General features: G+C 41.1%; 18 protein-coding genes. 13 read left to right on the top strand and 5 right to left on the bottom strand.

The features are described 5' to 3' along the window. Window positions 1-19: 19 nt before the first annotated feature. Window positions 20-220: a hypothetical protein gene (locus tag ERX27_RS00415; RefSeq protein ID WP_133430833.1), complete on the top strand. Its 201-nt coding sequence runs from the start codon at window positions 20-22 to the stop codon at window positions 218-220. A gap of 9 nt (window positions 221-229) precedes the next feature. On the opposite strand, the gene ERX27_RS00420 is transcribed toward ERX27_RS00415, so the two are convergent. Then, complete coding sequence (locus ERX27_RS00420; protein WP_133430834.1) at window positions 230-1,120, bottom strand: EMYY motif lipoprotein; 891 nt, start codon at window positions 1,118-1,120, stop codon at window positions 230-232. A 77-nt stretch (window positions 1,121-1,197) separates the two neighbouring features. Between ERX27_RS00420 and ERX27_RS00425 the strand changes: the two genes are divergently transcribed. From ERX27_RS00425 to ERX27_RS00450, 6 genes are all read left to right on the top strand, one after another. Next, a complete protein-coding gene (locus ERX27_RS00425; RefSeq protein ID WP_133430835.1) occupies window positions 1,198-1,662 on the top strand; it encodes a GrpB family protein in 465 nt (154 codons plus the stop codon). Window positions 1,663-1,706: 44 nt separating this feature from the next. After that, window positions 1,707-2,627 (top strand): UDP-N-acetylmuramate dehydrogenase, encoded by a 921-nt coding sequence (gene murB / locus ERX27_RS00430; protein WP_133430836.1) that lies wholly within the window; start codon window positions 1,707-1,709, stop codon window positions 2,625-2,627. 30 nt (window positions 2,628-2,657) lie between these two features. Further along, entirely contained in the window at window positions 2,658-3,314 is a 657-nt protein-coding gene (locus tag ERX27_RS00435) for a response regulator transcription factor (RefSeq protein ID WP_133430837.1), read from the top strand. Beyond that, window positions 3,307-4,491 (top strand): sensor histidine kinase, encoded by a 1,185-nt coding sequence (locus ERX27_RS00440; RefSeq protein ID WP_133430838.1) that lies wholly within the window; start codon window positions 3,307-3,309, stop codon window positions 4,489-4,491. The genes ERX27_RS00435 and ERX27_RS00440 overlap by 8 nt, the downstream gene beginning before the upstream one ends. A 67-nt stretch (window positions 4,492-4,558) precedes the next feature. After that, window positions 4,559-4,993, top strand: coding sequence for a DUF2231 domain-containing protein (locus ERX27_RS00445; RefSeq protein ID WP_133430839.1), 435 nt, complete (start codon window positions 4,559-4,561; stop codon window positions 4,991-4,993). Between the two features lie 2 nt (window positions 4,994-4,995). Continuing rightward, complete coding sequence (locus tag ERX27_RS00450) at window positions 4,996-5,943, top strand: cation diffusion facilitator family transporter (protein ID WP_424960601.1); 948 nt, start codon at window positions 4,996-4,998, stop codon at window positions 5,941-5,943. Window positions 5,944-5,965: 22 nt separating this feature from the next. Here the strand turns inward: ERX27_RS00450 and ERX27_RS00455 are convergent, their stop codons facing one another. Further along, on the bottom strand, window positions 5,966-6,679 hold the full coding sequence (locus ERX27_RS00455; protein ID WP_133430841.1) for a FixH family protein: 714 nt from the start codon (window positions 6,677-6,679) through the stop codon (window positions 5,966-5,968). A gap of 198 nt (window positions 6,680-6,877) precedes the next feature. On the opposite strand from ERX27_RS00455, the gene ERX27_RS00460 reads away from it, so the two are divergent. Together ERX27_RS00460 and rpmG are read left to right on the top strand one after the other, a co-directional pair. Further along, the gene (locus ERX27_RS00460) at window positions 6,878-8,071 is read left to right on the top strand and encodes a GTP-binding protein (RefSeq protein WP_133430842.1); all 1,194 of its coding nucleotides are present in this window, start codon (window positions 6,878-6,880) and stop codon (window positions 8,069-8,071) included. Between the two features lie 17 nt (window positions 8,072-8,088). Further along, the gene (gene rpmG / locus ERX27_RS00465) at window positions 8,089-8,238 is read left to right on the top strand and encodes a 50S ribosomal protein L33 (protein ID WP_096076614.1); all 150 of its coding nucleotides are present in this window, start codon (window positions 8,089-8,091) and stop codon (window positions 8,236-8,238) included. Window positions 8,239-8,413: 175 nt separating this feature from the next. Here rpmG and nrdF read toward each other — a convergent pair whose 3' ends face one another. From nrdF to nrdI, 3 genes are read right to left on the bottom strand one after another with little or no spacing between them, the layout of a single operon-like run. Then, window positions 8,414-9,379, bottom strand: a complete 966-nt coding sequence (nrdF, locus tag ERX27_RS00470; RefSeq protein WP_133430843.1) for a class 1b ribonucleoside-diphosphate reductase subunit beta — start codon at window positions 9,377-9,379, stop codon at window positions 8,414-8,416. A gap of 24 nt (window positions 9,380-9,403) precedes the next feature. Continuing rightward, window positions 9,404-11,509: a class 1b ribonucleoside-diphosphate reductase subunit alpha gene (gene nrdE, locus ERX27_RS00475; protein WP_133430844.1), complete on the bottom strand. Its 2,106-nt coding sequence runs from the start codon at window positions 11,507-11,509 to the stop codon at window positions 9,404-9,406. Further along, window positions 11,481-11,858, bottom strand: coding sequence for a class Ib ribonucleoside-diphosphate reductase assembly flavoprotein NrdI (nrdI, locus tag ERX27_RS00480; RefSeq protein WP_133430845.1), 378 nt, complete (start codon window positions 11,856-11,858; stop codon window positions 11,481-11,483). Before nrdI ends, nrdE begins: the two co-directional genes overlap by 29 nt. A 306-nt stretch (window positions 11,859-12,164) precedes the next feature. Between nrdI and ERX27_RS00485 the strand changes: the two genes are divergently transcribed. The 4 genes from ERX27_RS00485 (at window position 12,165) to ERX27_RS00500 (ending at window position 16,782) form a co-directional block, all read left to right on the top strand. Then, entirely contained in the window at window positions 12,165-13,013 is an 849-nt protein-coding gene (locus ERX27_RS00485) for a DMT family transporter (RefSeq protein ID WP_133430846.1), read from the top strand. A 49-nt stretch (window positions 13,014-13,062) separates the two neighbouring features. After that, window positions 13,063-13,557 (top strand): preQ(1) synthase, encoded by a 495-nt coding sequence (gene queF / locus ERX27_RS00490; RefSeq protein ID WP_133430847.1) that lies wholly within the window; start codon window positions 13,063-13,065, stop codon window positions 13,555-13,557. Window positions 13,558-13,673: 116 nt separating this feature from the next. After that, entirely contained in the window at window positions 13,674-15,146 is a 1,473-nt protein-coding gene (locus ERX27_RS00495) for a peptide MFS transporter (protein WP_133430958.1), read from the top strand. 133 nt (window positions 15,147-15,279) lie between these two features. After that, the gene (locus tag ERX27_RS00500) at window positions 15,280-16,782 is read left to right on the top strand and encodes a peptide MFS transporter (RefSeq protein ID WP_133430848.1); all 1,503 of its coding nucleotides are present in this window, start codon (window positions 15,280-15,282) and stop codon (window positions 16,780-16,782) included. Window positions 16,783-16,806 lie beyond the last annotated feature (24 nt).

Consider the following 16,806-nt stretch of genomic DNA (forward strand, 5'->3'; position numbering starts at 1 on the left):
ATAAAAAAGGAGGGATATTATGGCCAAGCCCCCACTTCCCGTTAAACGCTGGAGTATGCTTGACACGATTAATACATGTCTGCTGATTGCGGTCTGCCTGTTCGTCATAGACTTTCAGAAAAACGCCACTTTATCATGGGTGACTATTACTGCATTCGGTATCTGGGTTGTAACTGTGATTGCTCGCAATATTTACTTGTCTAACTTAAGGAATAAATAACTTGAAGAGTTAGTTCTGCTCTTCAAGTTTTTTTAATGTCTGATAGTATTTATCATCTACCGTCTTAATTTCCCTGGCTTTTGACAGGATGGTCTGAACAGGTAGTTTTCTCAGTTTTTCTTCTATTTGCATCGCTGTTTTACGCTCTTTATAATAGCTGATTAAGCTGTAATAGATCTCAAGCTGTGCCTGTCTTAAATGCAGCGTATTCTCAGAAGTCATATGCATTTGATTGAGCATCTGGATATGACCGTTGATCAACGGAATCAGCTGAATGTCGATAAAAGCCATCCGTTTTGATGTTTCTGAAATATTCATCAATTCTTCCACATGCTTTTTAAGTGCTTCGTTATTATTGTTGATGGTCTGAGACAATTTATTGAAATCCTTTGCTTCCCTTTTATTTTCTGAAGCGGCTGCTGCGTATTTCTCACTTGTTTTTTTATTTTTTTCGAATATCTGTGTGTAACCCAGAATTTCTTCATTTGATTCTATTGAATCATTATAAAGTGAGATATAGTCATGGATGTTGTTGATAAACGTTTTTTTCTCATCAAAGTTATTGATATAAATATCATGGACATCCTGTATTTCAGGATTATCCACTTTCACTTTATTCATCTTATTCTCATATACTATCAGTTGAGGCAGGACTTTTTTTTCAATTGCCTGCTCTTTTTGCTGCAAATTCTTTTTTTTCTGATCTGTCACTTCTGAACCTATCAGCTGATCAACTTTATCCAGTGCCAGCTCATCAATATATTTCACTAATTTCTTTTCTTCAGATTGAACATCTTTCATCTGCATCTTATAATCTTTTATATCGGCATGCAGACTATTGCCGCATCCTACTAAAAAAATAATAGCGAACAGCATTAGACTATAGCATTTTATATTCATATATCTACTCCTTGCTCTTCCTATTATAACTAAACCGTACAGCAATACAAATACTAAATTATGACAGAGGTTATTTCATGACTGATATTCAGAATCAATTTGATAATAAACGCCGTATACTGTTGGACCTTCTGGATTCACCTGTAATAGATGTTCGCCATATCGGCAGTACTGCTTTAGGTGACGAAGGGATTATGGATATCCTAGTGATTGTCCCTAATTTACATGCCATGACCACCCTCGATGAGAAGAGACTGAATCAATCAGGATTTTATAGACTTCACCACCCTTATCACAAAAAATGTGTCTTCAGCGAATTTCATGATCTGATTTCACTGAAAGAGAAATGTCGTCTTCATATTGTGGAAAATAACGGCAATAAAGCGCGCATCTATCTGGAAGCTCAGAACATGCTTGCCGAATCTGAGGCTCTGGCCGCAGAATTCAGATCATATAAAGAAAAGATCAGGCATCTTTCCCAGAAAGACTATGAATCAGCAAAAGCAAACTGGTTCAGACTACGTATCGCAAATAAGCATTAAAATTGCTATAATGATTATTAAGATTGTACGAAAGGGCGAACGCCATGATTGATAAGACATTACTAGAAGAACTCTCTACTCTCGTTCCAAATGAGCTGATTAAAGTAGACGAACCTCTGAAGAAATACACCTATACTAAAACCGGCGGCCATGCCGATCTCTATATTTCACCGAACCGTTACGAAGAGGTCAGTACGGTGATGAAATTTGCCAGAAAATATGATGTTCCGGTCACTTTTTTAGGTAACGGTTCAAATATCATCATCCGTGACGGTGGCATCCGCGGCATTGTTCTCAGTCTACTCAACCTCACAGATGTCCAGATTAAAGGTGAACAGATTACCGCAGGAAGCGGTGCTGCGATTATCGATGTCTCAAGAACTGCACGTGACCATCATCTGACCGGCCTGGAGTTTGCCTGCGGTATTCCCGGCTCAATTGGCGGCGCTGTCTATATGAATGCAGGTGCATACGGCGGTGAAGTAAAAGATTGCATCGCTCACGCTAAAGTGGTTAATGAAGAGGGCGACATCCTGACCCTCACTAAAGAAGAGCTGGAACTGGATTACAGAACAAGTTCTATACAGAGTCAGCACCTTGTCATTCTTGAAGCTACCTTCTGTTTGGAACGCGGCGATATCGCTGACATCCAAGCCAAGATGGACGACCTGACGCAGCGCCGTGAGGAAAAACAACCCCTTGAATATCCTTCGTGCGGCAGCGTCTTCAGAAGACCACCGGGACACTTTGCTGGCCAGCTGATTCAGCAGGCGGGTCTGCAAGGTCATCGTATCGGAGGAGTCGAAGTCAGTACAAAACACGCCGGCTTTATCGTCAATGTCGATAATGGCACCGCCACAGATTACGAGGAAATTATTGCTTATGTCCAGAAAACTGTCCGTGACCATGCTGGCGTGGAACTACAGCCGGAAGTAAGAATTATAGGTGAACAAGCAACAGACTGATCTGCTGTTTTTTTGATAGGGGTGAGATAGATGAATATATTACTGATTGAAGATGATTTGAGATTAGGCAGGATGACGAAGATGCTGCTTGAAAAGAAACATCATACCGTTAACTGGCAGGCAGATGGTGCTGATGGCCTCGAATATGCCCGTGCCGCTTCTCCGGATATCCTGCTGATTGACTGGGTGCTTCCCACTCTAAGTGGTCTGGAAATCATCGCCGAATTGCGGTCAGAACGTATTAATACCCCTATTATTCTGCTCACTGCCAAAGGTGAGATAGATGATAAGCTGGTCGGATTCATACAAGGTGCAGACGACTATATCACGAAGCCATTCGATATAGAAGAACTGAATATGCGTATGATGGCACTGAATAGACGTGCAGAAAAACGTATTACTTCTTTTATTACGTTTGGCCCGCTTGTTCTTAACACTGAAAATGGGTTAATTACACTCGATAAGCAGACGCTAACTTTGACTCATAAAGAACATCTCCTGCTCGAGTTACTTCTTCATTATCAGCACGGGACAATTTCAAAAGAACTGATTTTAGATAAAATCTGGCAACTGGATGGTGATGTCAGTGAAAATGCAATCGAAGTATTAATCGGTCGTCTACGTAAAAAAATTAATCCTGTCAAAATCAAAGCCAGCAGAAATATAGGATATCAACTTAGTGAATAATCAGTTGAAACGCTTATTTATATTCTTTGCGGCTCTTATTTTTCTGCTTCTTATTTCTTTTTCACTTATCGCTTATTTCAGTCTGTCATCGAGCATTCACTATCAGCAGCAATTAGAGTCTCGTCAGAAACTTGCGGAAGAGAAAGATGAGCATTTTATCAATACGGCTTCAGGACCAAAATTATCTTTAGAAGACCCTTCTTCAGACGATGAAGCCGTGCTTTATTTCATTACTGACGGCAAACATATCGTCAAGTCTTCACAATTTGGCCAGCCACTGATTAAGAATCTATATCAGCGCTTACCGCCATATCAGTTGAATCATCAGCTTTACTTTATTGACGAACGATATTTCACTGTCGCCAGCATGGCTATCAAAACGCCGTCAAAGACTTACTGGATCTACACAATTCATGATTCTACAGAAGCCTATCATGGATTGAAACAGCTACGTACAACGCTGTTCAGTCTTGTTATTCTTTACGTGCTCCTCATTGCACTAGTCAGCTATTCGTTTGCCAAGCGGGCTATTGAACCTTACACAGAAGGTATTCAACGAGAGCAGCAGTTTATTCAAGACGCCACTCACGAACTGAAAACACCACTTGCTGTTATGCAAGCCGCAACTGATGTCATCAAATTGTATGACGGAAAAAAACTGTCCTCTGAAAGTCAGAATGCCTTAGAGGATATGCGCAGTGAGATCACTGATATGTCTTCACTGATCACTGACCTTACCTTGTTGTCTAAAGTCGTTAATCTGAAACCGCTCAATCTCTCTGAGCTCTGTGAGGATAACGCCAGAAAGTTAAGAATCAATTCATCTGTTGAACCTGACATTTTTATACTAGGAGACAGTCAGGCACTTAAACGACTGATTTATATTCTGACTGATAATGCCAGAAAATATAATCATGCAGATGTCCAGATTTATTTAACTCTGAGGACAGTTGGATCAGATACGTTCCTGACTGTCAGAGATAATGGCTCAGGTGTACCTGACGAAGCTCTCCCTTATGTTTTCGACCGCTTCTACCGTGCAAAAGGACAGCAGCATATTGCGGGATCAGGTATCGGCCTTGCTCTTTTCAAATCTATAGTCGATCAACATCATGCTATATATCAAGCATACAATGACAATGGTTTTGTCATTGTAATAAAAATTAAAAAAATTTAGTTTTGTCAGTTTATTGTCAGTTTGGCATGTTATCTTTCTATTATTAAATAGAAGAGAGGTTTTATATATGCCATTACATCCATTAATCGTTCATTTTCCAATTGCCTTATTATTACTTGCGACTATTATTGAACTCATTTCGTTGAAATACAGAGGCCAGCTTAATATGACCGGCACTATTCTTCTAGTGGTCGGCGTTGTAACAGGGATTATCTCCTATATGACCGGTGACAGCGCCGAGCGTTTCGCTGAAATGCATTTCGGTGAGGTTGAGGGTTTGATTCATCAGCATGAACAGATGGCGCTTACTTCCATAATCTTGTTTGGTTCTGCAGCAGTCATTAAACTTTACACACATTTCAGCGCAAAATTTAAAAAAGAACTATTAATCGTTGTACTTATTCTTTCTGTATTCGGTAGTGGCTTTCTTGCTTACACAGGCCACCTGGGGGGTAGAATAGTATATGAGAATAACAAAATTATTGCGACTCAAGGAGAATAATGATGAGAAAAACATACAGTCAGCCTCAGTACTATCATCATGTTGAACACCTGAAAGAACAGCAGGGCTCCAAAAAGACGCTCTGGGTGTCTCTTTTAATCACATTATTTTTTACGATTGTTGAAGTGGTCGGCGGTATATTGTCGAATTCACTCGCTCTGCTGTCAGACTCTGCACATATGTTAAGCGATGTATTAGCCCTTGGGCTGTCGATGATTGCGATTTACTTCGCAGCAAAAGCACCTACTGCCCGTTATACTTTCGGCTACTTAAGACTTGAGATTCTGGCGGCTCTACTCAATGGTCTTGCGCTTGTCGTCATCGCTCTCGGCATCTGTTATGAGGGGATTATGCGTATCCTGCATCCCCAGGACGTCGATGTCAGACTGATGCTGACGATCTCACTTATCGGCTTAGTGGTCAACATCATTTTGACGATCATCCTTACCCGTTCACTGAAGGGTGAAGATAACATTAATGTTCAGAGCGCACTCTGGCACTTTATCGGTGACCTTTTAAATTCTGTCGGCGTCATTGTCGCAGTTGTCGTCATCTATTTCACACATTGGGTGCTGATTGACCCTATATTAAGTATTGTGATTTCATTGATCATCTTCCGCGGTGGTTATAAGATTGTTAAAAATGCCTGGGATATTCTAATGGAGAAAGTACCTGATGAGTTAGATACAGATGAGATCATCGGTCGAATGAAAGAGCATCCGAATGTTCTGGATGTCCATGAATTCCATCTATCTGCTATTACGACAGGTCACTACAATCTGTCAGCTCATGTGGTCGTGGATAACAGAAGTGATGCTGAGAACTACAAAGTCATCAATGACCTGGCTGCGATGCTGCAAGAGACTTATCAGCTTGATCATACGACGCTGCAAGTCGAACATCTGCAGGCCAATCATTTGGATGACCCTTATTTCGAACAAATCAAATAAGAGACAGGCAGCTGCCTGTCTCTTATTTTACTGTGAAAGTTGCGTCTGTATGGACGTGGAAACCTTGTTTATTTTCAGCATGTGCGGTCACGGTGTACTTACCTGTCTGGTCAAATGTTTCCTGGCCTTCATACTGACCTGCTTTTGTCTCTTTCAGGTCAACCCATTTAGTTTTACCGTCAGGCATCATCACTTCTAAACGCGTCATGAGTTTTGCTTTCGTTTTACCTGCTTCATCCTTGACATGAATCATAAAGTCAGCGGGCTCACCTTTCACTGCTTTAATCGGCATCACGTGAATAGCGCCTTCATGATGCGCATGCTCACTATGTTTGACATTGCCGATCATGATTGTTTTATCCGGCATCGTGTGCTGGTTTTTAGCGGTGACGTGGCTGATGACCTGATAGCTGCCATCTTTATCAAATGTATAAGGCAGTTCATAGAGTCCGTCTTCAGCTTCTTTCACTATTTTTTTCACCGATTTGTCTTTGTCTCCATCTTTGATGATTTCAAACATCACTTCGTCAGCATCATTGATTGCTTTTCCCTCCTGGGTGACTTTTGCAGTCAGTTTAACTTCCTCACCTGCTTGTGCTTTTTCAGGGACGCTCAAGTCTACTTTAACAGGCTCAACTGATGCGGTCTCCTGTTTGGCGTGGTCATGCTTTTCTTCTGTCTGGCCGCAAGCTGCAAGTACAAGGCCCGCCGAGAGAATTACTGCTAGTTTCTTCATTTCATAACTTCCTTTCTGTTTGTCAGTCAATTCCTATTATCTTGATTCAGCTCCTATTAATCAATGTCGAAATCGTGACAGCAGGCTGCTTAAATAACATTGTTTCGATTTCTGACAAAATTTCAGTCCTCTCTTTACTTTTACAGAAATCTAGTGTAATATAATAAATCGTAATAATTACGAATTGGAGGTAAACGAATGGCCGTTCCTATCACAGTACTCAGCGGTTTTCTCGGAGCAGGTAAAACGACATTGCTCAATCATATACTGACCAACACACAGGATATGCGTATCGGCGTCATCGTCAATGATATGAGTGAAGTCAATATCGATGCTGAACTTGCCGTTATGAAACGAAGTGACGAAAAAATGATTCAACTCCAGAATGGCTGCATCTGCTGTACACTACGCGAAGATTTATTGATTGAAATAGATAAACTTGTGCAGTCGCATCAGCTTGATTATATCGTTATCGAATCAACCGGAATTTCTGAACCATTACCTGTCGCTCAGACACTGACACTTGAAGACGAGGTACTCGGCATCAAATTATCAGAGAACACTGTACTTGATACAATGGTAACAGTTGTAGATGCGAATCAGTTCTGGCATGATTTTGCGTCAGGAGAATCACTCGCAGACCGCAAACTAGGTAATAATGAAACAGATGACCGCGAAGTCATCGATTTACTTATCGATCAGATAGAATTTGCGAATGTCATCCTGCTGAACAAGATTGATTTAATATCAGAAAATGACCGCGAAGAATTGAAAAGACTACTTAAGCAGCTGAATCCAGAGGCACAAGTTTATGAGACACAGAACTCGGTTATCGACCTTAATCTCATAGTGAATACGAAACTTTTTGACTTTGAGAAAGCAAGTCAGAGCGCCGGCTGGATTAAAGAACTGAACGAAGAACATACACCAGAGACAGAAGAATATGGCATCGCCTCTTTTGTATATCGCAGGAAGAGACCTTTCAATGCCGAACGTTTTATGGCATTTCTGAAGAACTTCCCGCTTACTGTCGTGCGTTCTAAAGGATTTTACTGGCTCGCGACAAGAAATGAGATGTGCGGCTTACTATCACAGGCAGGGAGTTCTATTCAGCTGCAAGGTGCTGGTGAATGGATAGCGACATATAGCGATGAAGATATCGCGCTTGAAATGCAGGAAGACCCTACTTTAGCTGCGAGATGGGATAAGGTCTATGGTGACCGTCAGACTGAACTCGTCTTCATCGGGATTGAAATGGACCAGTCAGCCATTACGAAGGCGCTGGATGCTGCCCTTCTGACAGATGAAGAGATGGCACAGGACTGGTCACAGATGCCAGACCCTCTGCCTGCTTATACCGTAGAAGAAACAAATGCAGATCTAACATTATAAAAAAAGGAGCAATTAAAATGAGAGTAAATGTAACTTTAGCTTGTACAGAATGTGGAGACCGCAACTATATCACGAAAAAGAATAAACGTAATAACCCTGAACGTATTGAACTGATGAAATACAGCCCACGCTTAAAGAAATACACGCTGCACAGAGAAACAAAATAAGAAAAGTAATAAGATTAGATTGAGTAAAGTTCAGCAGATCCGTTTTGCGGGACTTTGCTCTTCTTAAGGAGCCTCTTTGTACTGCGTAAAGTCCAGCAGATCCACTTTGCTGGACTTTACTCTTCTCTATAACCAAAAACCCATCACAACTTGCTTCGTTGTGATGGGTTCATTTTTATTCGAATATAAAGTCTTCGTCTGTCAGCGCTTCGACGTTTAACGCGAGCACGTAACCGTCGCCTTTAACGCTGAAGAAATCATGGTTCTTCGTGCTTGTATTCAGTGCGTTCTCGATAATCGGATTGAAGCCGCGTTCTTCGAAGTAAGGTTCAAATCCTAAGTTAGCGAGTGCTTTATTACCATTATATTGAACATAATTCAGTACATCTTCTGTCAGCCCGACACGGTCATATAATTCACGTGTATAAGACTCTTCATTTCGATATAAATCATCCAGCATCGCATACATTTCTTTGTCCGCTTTCAGCTTATCATCATCTGACAGCTCATTGCGTAAGCTCTGTGCATCAAGTCCTGTAAAGACACCGTGAATAGATTCATCCAGCAGAATTTTACGGATGATTTCACCTGACGTTGTCATGCGACCTTGTCCTGCCAGATATAACGGATAGTAGAAACCGCTATAGAACAAGAATGTTTCCAGGAATACAGATGCTACACGTGCCATGTACTGATCATAAATACTCGCTTCTTTTGTCCACAGTTTATGATATTTCTCTAAAATGCGATTCGCTTTGTAAGTTAAATGCGGTTCACTTGGTACCCATTCGTTCAATAGTTCATCTGTTTCATTCGTCGGCAGAAGAGTCGTGAAGATGTGAGAATAACTTTTCGCATGGATATTCTCCATCATGCCCATAAATGAGTAGACTGCCTTTTTACGAAGGTCAGTTGTATGCATCATAATAAGCGGCATGCCGTCATCTGCCTGCTGTGTATCGAGACCCGTCAGACCTGCTAAAGCATGATTGAATGTATACTTTTCATCTTCCGTCAGCTCTTTCCAGCTGGCGATATCTTTTGAGACTTTAAATTCTGTTTCCACCCACATCTGTGAGATATTCTGACGCCAGAACATGTTGGTCATGTCTTCCTGCGTATTCCAGTTTACTGCTTTCATCTTATCCATCCTTGCATTAATTAGTTAGATCGCACAGCTTGTACATTCTTCAACGCTCAGTAATTTGTTACGTGTATAGTAAAGTGATTTAAGTCCTTTATGATGGGCATAAACGTATAGTCGTGAGAGTTCACGCGTAGATATCTCAGAGTTGACGAACAGAATCGTCGAAATACCCTGGTCAATATGCTGCTGGATTGTTGCGATTAAATCGATCAGTTTCATCTGGTCTGTACTGAATGCTGATTTGTAGAACCACATGGTCTCCGGTGATAAAAACGGCATCGGATAGAACGTTTCAGCATTACCATACGTACGACGTTCAATCTGGTCCACAATCGGCATAACAGAACTTGTCGCGTTCTGAACATAAGAAATACTTTGTGTCGGTGCAATCGCTAAGCGGTATGCATGGAAGAGTCCATGTTCTTTAACCTGTTCGCTTAATGCCTGCCAGTCTTCTTGAGTCGGGATATGCATGCCTTCAAAAAGTGCCTGTACTTTCTCTGATTTCGGTGCAAAGCTTGCGCTGACATATTTATCGAAGTACTGTCCTGATTTGTAATCTGACTTTTCAAAATCTGCATAGACTTCCCGACGTTCTTTTGCAATTTCCATAGAACGTTCAATTGAATAGAAGTTCATCATCATAAAGAATGTATTGGCGAAATCTTTTGCTTCGTCTGATTCATAAGCAATTTTATTTTTTGCAAGATAACCGTGCAGATTCATGACACCAAGGCCTACAGAATGCAGTTCACGGTTCGCTTTTGCGACACCGGGGGCATTCTTGATGTCCGCTTCGTCACTGACTGTTGTCAATGCATCCATCCCCGTATGCACTGATTCGCGCACTTTACGGGATTCCATGACGTTGACGATGTTGAGTGAGCCTAAGTTACATGAAATATCACGCTTAATCTCATCTTCTGTGCCATAGTCGTTGATGACAGACGTCTCCTGCAGCTGGAAGATCTCCGTGCAGAGATTGCTCATCTTAATCTGTCCGATATTACTGTTCGCATGCACTTTGTTGGCATTGTCTTTAAACATTAAATACGGGTAACCGGACTGCAGCTGAGTCTGTGCGATTGTGTTCAGCATCTCGCGGGCATCCTTCGATTTCTTCATGACCTTAGGATTTGCCACGAGTTCGTCGTACATTTCATCTAAGTTGATATCATCCAGTGTCTGGCCATATTCCGCTTCTACTGTATGTGGTGCAAACATATAGAAGTCCTTGCCTTCTTTTGCCAGATCAAAGAACTTGGACGGCACAATCAGTCCTGTTGAAATAGTAGAAAGACGTAAATCTTCATCGGCATTTACTTTCTTCGTATCTAAAAACTCAAGAACATCATAGTGGAAGATGTTGAGATAGACAGCACCAGCACCTGGACGCTGACCTAACTGATCGGCATAGCTGAAGCCACCTTCCAATGCTTTTGCGACAGGGAGTACGCCTTTTGCGACACCTTTGATGCCTTTAATCGCTTCACCCCGTGCGCGTAGTTTGGATAAATTGATGGCTACGCCGCCGCCAATCTTAGAAAGTTGTTTAGCTGTTGAATCGATATAATTGATAGAGTTCAGTGAATCATCTACTTCAAGCAGGAAACAGGATACCAGTTCCCCGCGGCGTGCACGGCCTGCATTCAGGAAGGTCGGTGTTGCCGGCTGATAACGCTGTTCAACCATCGCATTGATGAGTTCCTTCGCTTTCTCTTTATGACCTTTCGCAAGGTAGAGGCTGACGATAACCACATGCTCTTTATAATCTTCAAGGTAGGATTTTTTATCATTCGTCTTCAGCGAGTAATCCTTGAAGAACTTGCTTGCTGACATATAGCTTGCAAACTTAAATGGCAGACTCTCTGCATAAGCAATAATCTCTACAAGATCAGCCTCTGAATAATCTTCAAACAGATTATAGTAGAACTGATTGTCGACTAAATGATGAAGACGTTCAAGGGGTGAATCAAAATGAATGGTCTTTTCGTTTACTTCCTCTAAATAGACGGCAAGTGCGTCCTGGTCTTTTTCGATATCAAAGAAACCGTCTGCACGACGCTTTGTCACCTGGTTATTAAGTTCAATATGGTTATACTGTTTGTCGTCTAAGACTTTCATTTACTTCATCCACCTTTTCGTTGAATAATTGTACATCATGCGCATTGCCATGAAGTTCAAATTTCATAAGCAGCGGAACATGATATTCAGCTGCAATCAGATCACCTGATCGTGCAAAATTCTGTCCCCAGTTACGGTTGCCGCTGCTCACGACTGCTACTAGATATCGGCTGTTACGTTCTAAAAACTGACGAACTGGATCCGGTACTTCACCAAAACCAATTGTCCCTGTTACCACAATAAAAGGCTCATCAATCGACTGGATATCCAGCAATGATTCGCCAGTAAATTTTGATTTTTGCAAGAAACGTCTCACATTGCCCGTGAGCGAATAGTAGATTACTTTCACATTTATCACTTCCTATGTAAAAAACGCTCTAAAACTGAATATGTAGGGTATATAAGGATAAAACACAATATATTGTGTTTTATCCTCATAAGCACCACAAGATATATGAAATATTATAGCACGTTTGTTCGCTCTTTCAATCGATTATACCCAGAAATTTATTAATTTAGGCTCTTGACTTTTAGCTGAAATTCTTAACCTGTTGCTACACATAGCTTTGAAAAATTATTACATTTTGATGACACGATTTAAGACTTAAACAGTGCGTATGTTAAAATGAATTATCCTATTTGAAAGGTCGTCAACATGAACAATATACAAAAAGGTATCCTTGCACTGCTCATCGCCTCACTCGGATTTAGTCTGATGGGTGCATTTGTTAAACTGTCTGGTGATATCCCCGTCCTGCAGAAAACATTATTCCGGAATATCGTCGGTATGATCATTCCGCTTTACTTCGTTATCAAGTATCAGGAGCGTCTCTTCGGTCAGATGAAAAATCAGCCGCTTCTTATCGCAAGAAGCACGTTCGGGCTGGTGGGTGTTGTCCTGAATTATATTACGATTGATCACATGGTGCTGAGCGACTCAGATATGCTGAATAAACTCAGTCCGTTCTTCACCATTCTACTTTGTGCACTGTTTTTAAAAGAAAAGATCAAACCTTACCAGATCACGGCCATCATCATCGCTTTTCTTGGTTCTCTCTTCATTATTAAGCCGAGCTTCTCAAGCGATATGTTCTATGCACTTATTGGTGTAGCCGGGGCGCTGTTTGCCGGTTTTGCTTATACTACTTTACGAGTACTGGGACCACGAGAAAAGTTCTATACGACTGTATTCTATTTTTCTTTCTTCTCAACCATTGTACTGCTGCCCTTTGTGCTGACTGACTTCCATCCGATGACCATGACTCAAACGTTCTATCTTATTCTGTCCGGTATTTTTGCGACAATCGGTCAGTTCGGTATCACGATTGCCTATCAGTATGCGCCCGCAAAAGATATCTCTATTTTCTTTTATGCAACCGTACTCTTCAGCGCTATCATCAGTTTCGTCCTGTTCAATCAAATACCGGATATGTTAAGCTTCCTCGGTTACTTCATCGTCTTTGGCGCCAGCTATTATATGTTCAGAAAAGCAAAGCTTGAGTAAACAACAGATTTATAGTAGTATCAGTACGATTAATGAAGGAGGTCATATTATGACACGTTCTAAAGATGAACTGCAGGATATTACACTGCTTGGCAATCAGAACAATCAATACTTATATGAATACGATCCATCTATATTAGAGTCATTTGATAACAAGCATCAGGGCCGTGACTATTTCGTCAAGTTCAACTGTCCGGAATTCACGAGTCTATGCCCTATAACGGGTCAACCTGACTTCGCGACCATTTATATCAGCTATATTCCAAACATTAAGATGGTAGAATCTAAATCCTTGAAGCTGTATCTTTTCAGCTTCCGTAACCATGGTGACTTCCATGAAGACTGCATGAATATTATTATGAATGATTTAATCGAACTCATGGATCCTCATTATATTGAAATATGGGGTAAGTTCACACCACGTGGCGGTATCTCAATCGATCCTTACACTAATTACGGACGCCCAGGTACTAAATATGAAGAAATAGCAAACTACCGACTGATGAACCATGATTTATATCCGGAAACGATTACTAATAGATAAATTTGAATTGTCAGAGAATTAAAAACAGTGTATAGTAAATACATTGTTTTTAATTTTTTATTTTGGAAAGGAAGATTGTTTTGGCTCAACACACGCGCGAAGAAATCGTCAACAGTATGCCAAGAACGGGTTTCTTCGGACATCCTAAAGGACTCTTCACTTTAATGGTGACAGAATTCTGGGAACGTTTCAGTTACTATGGTATGAAAGCGATTCTCGCATTTTACCTTTATTATGAAGTTTCAAAAGGCGGCTTCGGACTTGAAGAAGGCACCGCCTTACAAATCGTCTCTATTTACGGCGCACTGATTTATATGAGTGGTATTATCGGCGGCTGGATTGCTGACCGCTTACTCGGTACAAGGCACTCTATTTTAATCGGTGCCATATTGATTATGATCGGTCATATTTTACTGTCATTACCTAATCAGTTCACACTCTTTTTAGTTGCTTTATTCTTTCTGATCATTGGTACCGGCTTACTGAAACCGAATATTTCATCCAATGTCGGTGAACTCTATCTGAAGAACGACTCAAAAGTTGATTCTGCATTTACGTTATTCGTCATGTCTATTAACTTAGGGGCATTCTTATCTCCTCTGCTTGTCGGGCTCCTTCAGACACGTATCGGCTTCCATGCCGGATTTGCGGCAGCTGCTATCGGTATGTTCTTCGGACTTATCGTTTACGTGCTGACAGCGAAAAAGACGCTCGGTCTGTCAGGCTTAAATGTACCGAATCCGATTACACCGGAAACAAAAAAGAAAACATGGTTATATGTAGGTGTGCTCTTTGTTGCTATTATTCTTTATCTATTTGTTTTAAATAAGCTCAATAAACTGGATTTACAGACTATCAGCTTAACTATCTCTATTTTAGGGGTAATTTTACCTGTCATCTATTTTGCGACGATGTTTCTTTCACGTCAGACAACTAAAATCGAGAAATCACGTCTCCTTGCATACATCCCGTTATTCCTGGCTTCCGTGATGTTCTGGATGATACAGGAGCAAGGTTCGACTGTACTCGCTAACTTCTCTGATAAACGAACACAGCTTGACCTTGGGATTGTCACAAATGGTCTGATTGACTTCACGATTCCTGCAGCCTGGTTCCAGTCACTCAATCCATTGTTCATTGTGACGCTGGCACCACTTGTTGCATCACTCTGGGTACGCCTCGGCCGTTACAATCCACCGACAGTTATCAAGTTTGGTATCGCGTTATTACTTGCCGGGTCAAGCTTCCTGGTCATGATTTTCCCGTTGATTTCAGGTGTTGAGCTCATCAATCCGTTCTGGCTTGTTCTCAGCTTCTTCCTTGTTACTGTAGCAGAACTCTGCCTGTCACCTGTCGGATTATCAACGACGACTAAACTCGCGCCTCAAGCTTTCACTGCTCAGATGATGAGTATCTGGTTCTTGTCTAATACGATGGCGCAAGGCTTGAACGCTCAGCTCGTTAACGTCTATACAAGCATTGATTCTGCCCATTACTTCGGTTATTTCGGTGCTATTGCAATTGGACTCGGCATCATCGTTATGCTGTTCAGTCCATTTATAAAAAAACTCATGCATGGTATCCACTAATTTAAAGCGCTCAAAAAGAGCGCTTTTTAGTTTGACTTAAATTATTTCAGTATTCCAACTTTTTACACAACTATTGTTCTTTCGATAGTTCATCGCTACAATATGATTAATCATAAAGACAGGGGTTGGAAGTATGAAACACACTAGAGAAGAAATGGTCAACAGTGTCCCTCAGACTGGATTCTTTGGTCATCCAAAAGGACTTGGCATTCTATTTTTCGTAGAATTCTGGGAACGATTCAGTTACTACGGTATGCGCGCGATACTTGTCTATTACATGTATGACAAGGTCATTAATGGTGGTCTTGGAATGGAGCAGACGACAGCAGCGAGTATCGCTTCAATGTATGGTGCTTTAATCTTTATGACAGGTATTGTCGGTGGATGGTTAGCCGACCGGGTACTTGGCTCGAGACGGGCGCTTATGTATGGGGCTGTTCTGATAATGGCAGGACATGTTGCTATGAGTCTGCCATTCGGTGTCCCTTCCTTCCTTGCATCAATGTTCCTTATTATTGTAGGATCGGGTCTCATGAAGCCTAATATTTCAAATGTCGTCGGTGGTCTATACCATAAAAATGATGATCGTATGGATGCAGGTTTTGTCATTTTCTATATGTCCGTTAATATGGGTGCTCTTTTATCACCATTTATCGTCGGTACTTTGCAGAAAAACTATAACTACCATATCGGCTTTTTGGCTGCAGCTATCGGTATGGCACTTGCACTTATTGCTTATATCATTTTCCAGAAACGTTCACTCGGTCTTGTGGGTCTGGCACCAACACATCCGCTTAGCACTCAGGAAAAAGTAAAGTACACTAAAATCATTACTATATCAGTTCTCCTCTTGATTGCACTTATCGTCATCACCCTCAAGATGGGTATTCTGACATTTGGCACTTTTTCAATTGTTGTTACAGCACTAGGTGTATTACTGCCTATTATTTATTTTCTTACCATGTACAATAGTCATGATGTCAATTCGACTGAGAAATCGCGATTACTGGCCTATATTCCACTTTTCATTGCAGGCGTAATGTTCTGGTCTATTCAGGAACAAGGTGCCAACGTACTGAGCATCTTCGCAAATGAGCATACTCAGCTAGATTTAAACAAATTATATGGAATTAACTTCTTAGTGCCTGCTGCTTGGTTTCAATCTATCAATCCGTTTTTTATTGTCTTACTCGCTCCATTTATTTCAGCCATGTGGACGAAACTTGGTAAGCACAATCCATCTACACCCGTAAAATTTGCATTAGGTCTATTTTTTGCTGGAATTTCCTTTTTAGTAATGATTATTCCGGCTCTCTCAAATCATGGTGAACTCTATAATCCATGGTGGCTTGTCTTATCATTTCTCCTTTGTGTAATCGGGGAACTTTGCTTATCACCAACCGGTTCATCTGTCTCTGTAAAACTAGCACCTGAAGCTTTTAGCTCACAGATGCTGAGTCTATGGTTCTTAACGAATGCCAGTGCACAGGCCATCAATGCGCAGCTTGTTAAACTCGTTGAACCGATGGGCTATACCAACTACTTTGGTTTTATCGGTGGATTAGCTATCGTACTATTCGTTATCTTATTACTCATGAATAAATGGGTTTCTCGTAAAATGGAAGGTATCCACTAATAAACACGTCCTCTTCGGACGTGT

Origin of the sequence: Macrococcus brunensis, from assembly GCF_004359615.1 — a bacterium.
GTDB lineage: Bacteria > Bacillota > Bacilli > Staphylococcales > Staphylococcaceae > Macrococcus > Macrococcus brunensis.

Excerpts from the sequence above, each read along its gene's own strand:
- ERX27_RS00415 (WP_133430833.1), top strand. The coding sequence starts at position 20 with ATGGCCAAGCCCCCACTTCCCGTTAAACGCTGGAGTATGCTTGACACG.
- ERX27_RS00420 (WP_133430834.1), bottom strand. The coding sequence starts at position 1,120 with ATGAATATAAAATGCTATAGTCTAATGCTGTTCGCTATTATTTTTTTA.
- ERX27_RS00425 (WP_133430835.1), top strand. The coding sequence starts at position 1,198 with ATGACTGATATTCAGAATCAATTTGATAATAAACGCCGTATACTGTTG.
- murB (WP_133430836.1), top strand. The coding sequence starts at position 1,707 with ATGATTGATAAGACATTACTAGAAGAACTCTCTACTCTCGTTCCAAAT.
- ERX27_RS00435 (WP_133430837.1), top strand. The coding sequence starts at position 2,658 with ATGAATATATTACTGATTGAAGATGATTTGAGATTAGGCAGGATGACG.
- ERX27_RS00445 (WP_133430839.1), top strand. The coding sequence starts at position 4,559 with ATGCCATTACATCCATTAATCGTTCATTTTCCAATTGCCTTATTATTA.
- ERX27_RS00450 (WP_424960601.1), top strand. The coding sequence starts at position 4,996 with ATGAGAAAAACATACAGTCAGCCTCAGTACTATCATCATGTTGAACAC.
- ERX27_RS00455 (WP_133430841.1), bottom strand. The coding sequence starts at position 6,679 with ATGAAGAAACTAGCAGTAATTCTCTCGGCGGGCCTTGTACTTGCAGCT.
- ERX27_RS00460 (WP_133430842.1), top strand. The coding sequence starts at position 6,878 with ATGGCCGTTCCTATCACAGTACTCAGCGGTTTTCTCGGAGCAGGTAAA.
- rpmG (WP_096076614.1), top strand. The coding sequence starts at position 8,089 with ATGAGAGTAAATGTAACTTTAGCTTGTACAGAATGTGGAGACCGCAAC.
- nrdF (WP_133430843.1), bottom strand. The coding sequence starts at position 9,379 with ATGAAAGCAGTAAACTGGAATACGCAGGAAGACATGACCAACATGTTC.
- nrdE (WP_133430844.1), bottom strand. The coding sequence starts at position 11,509 with ATGAAAGTCTTAGACGACAAACAGTATAACCATATTGAACTTAATAAC.
- ERX27_RS00485 (WP_133430846.1), top strand. The coding sequence starts at position 12,165 with ATGAACAATATACAAAAAGGTATCCTTGCACTGCTCATCGCCTCACTC.
- queF (WP_133430847.1), top strand. The coding sequence starts at position 13,063 with ATGACACGTTCTAAAGATGAACTGCAGGATATTACACTGCTTGGCAAT.
- ERX27_RS00495 (WP_133430958.1), top strand. The coding sequence starts at position 13,674 with ATGCCAAGAACGGGTTTCTTCGGACATCCTAAAGGACTCTTCACTTTA.
- ERX27_RS00500 (WP_133430848.1), top strand. The coding sequence starts at position 15,280 with ATGAAACACACTAGAGAAGAAATGGTCAACAGTGTCCCTCAGACTGGA.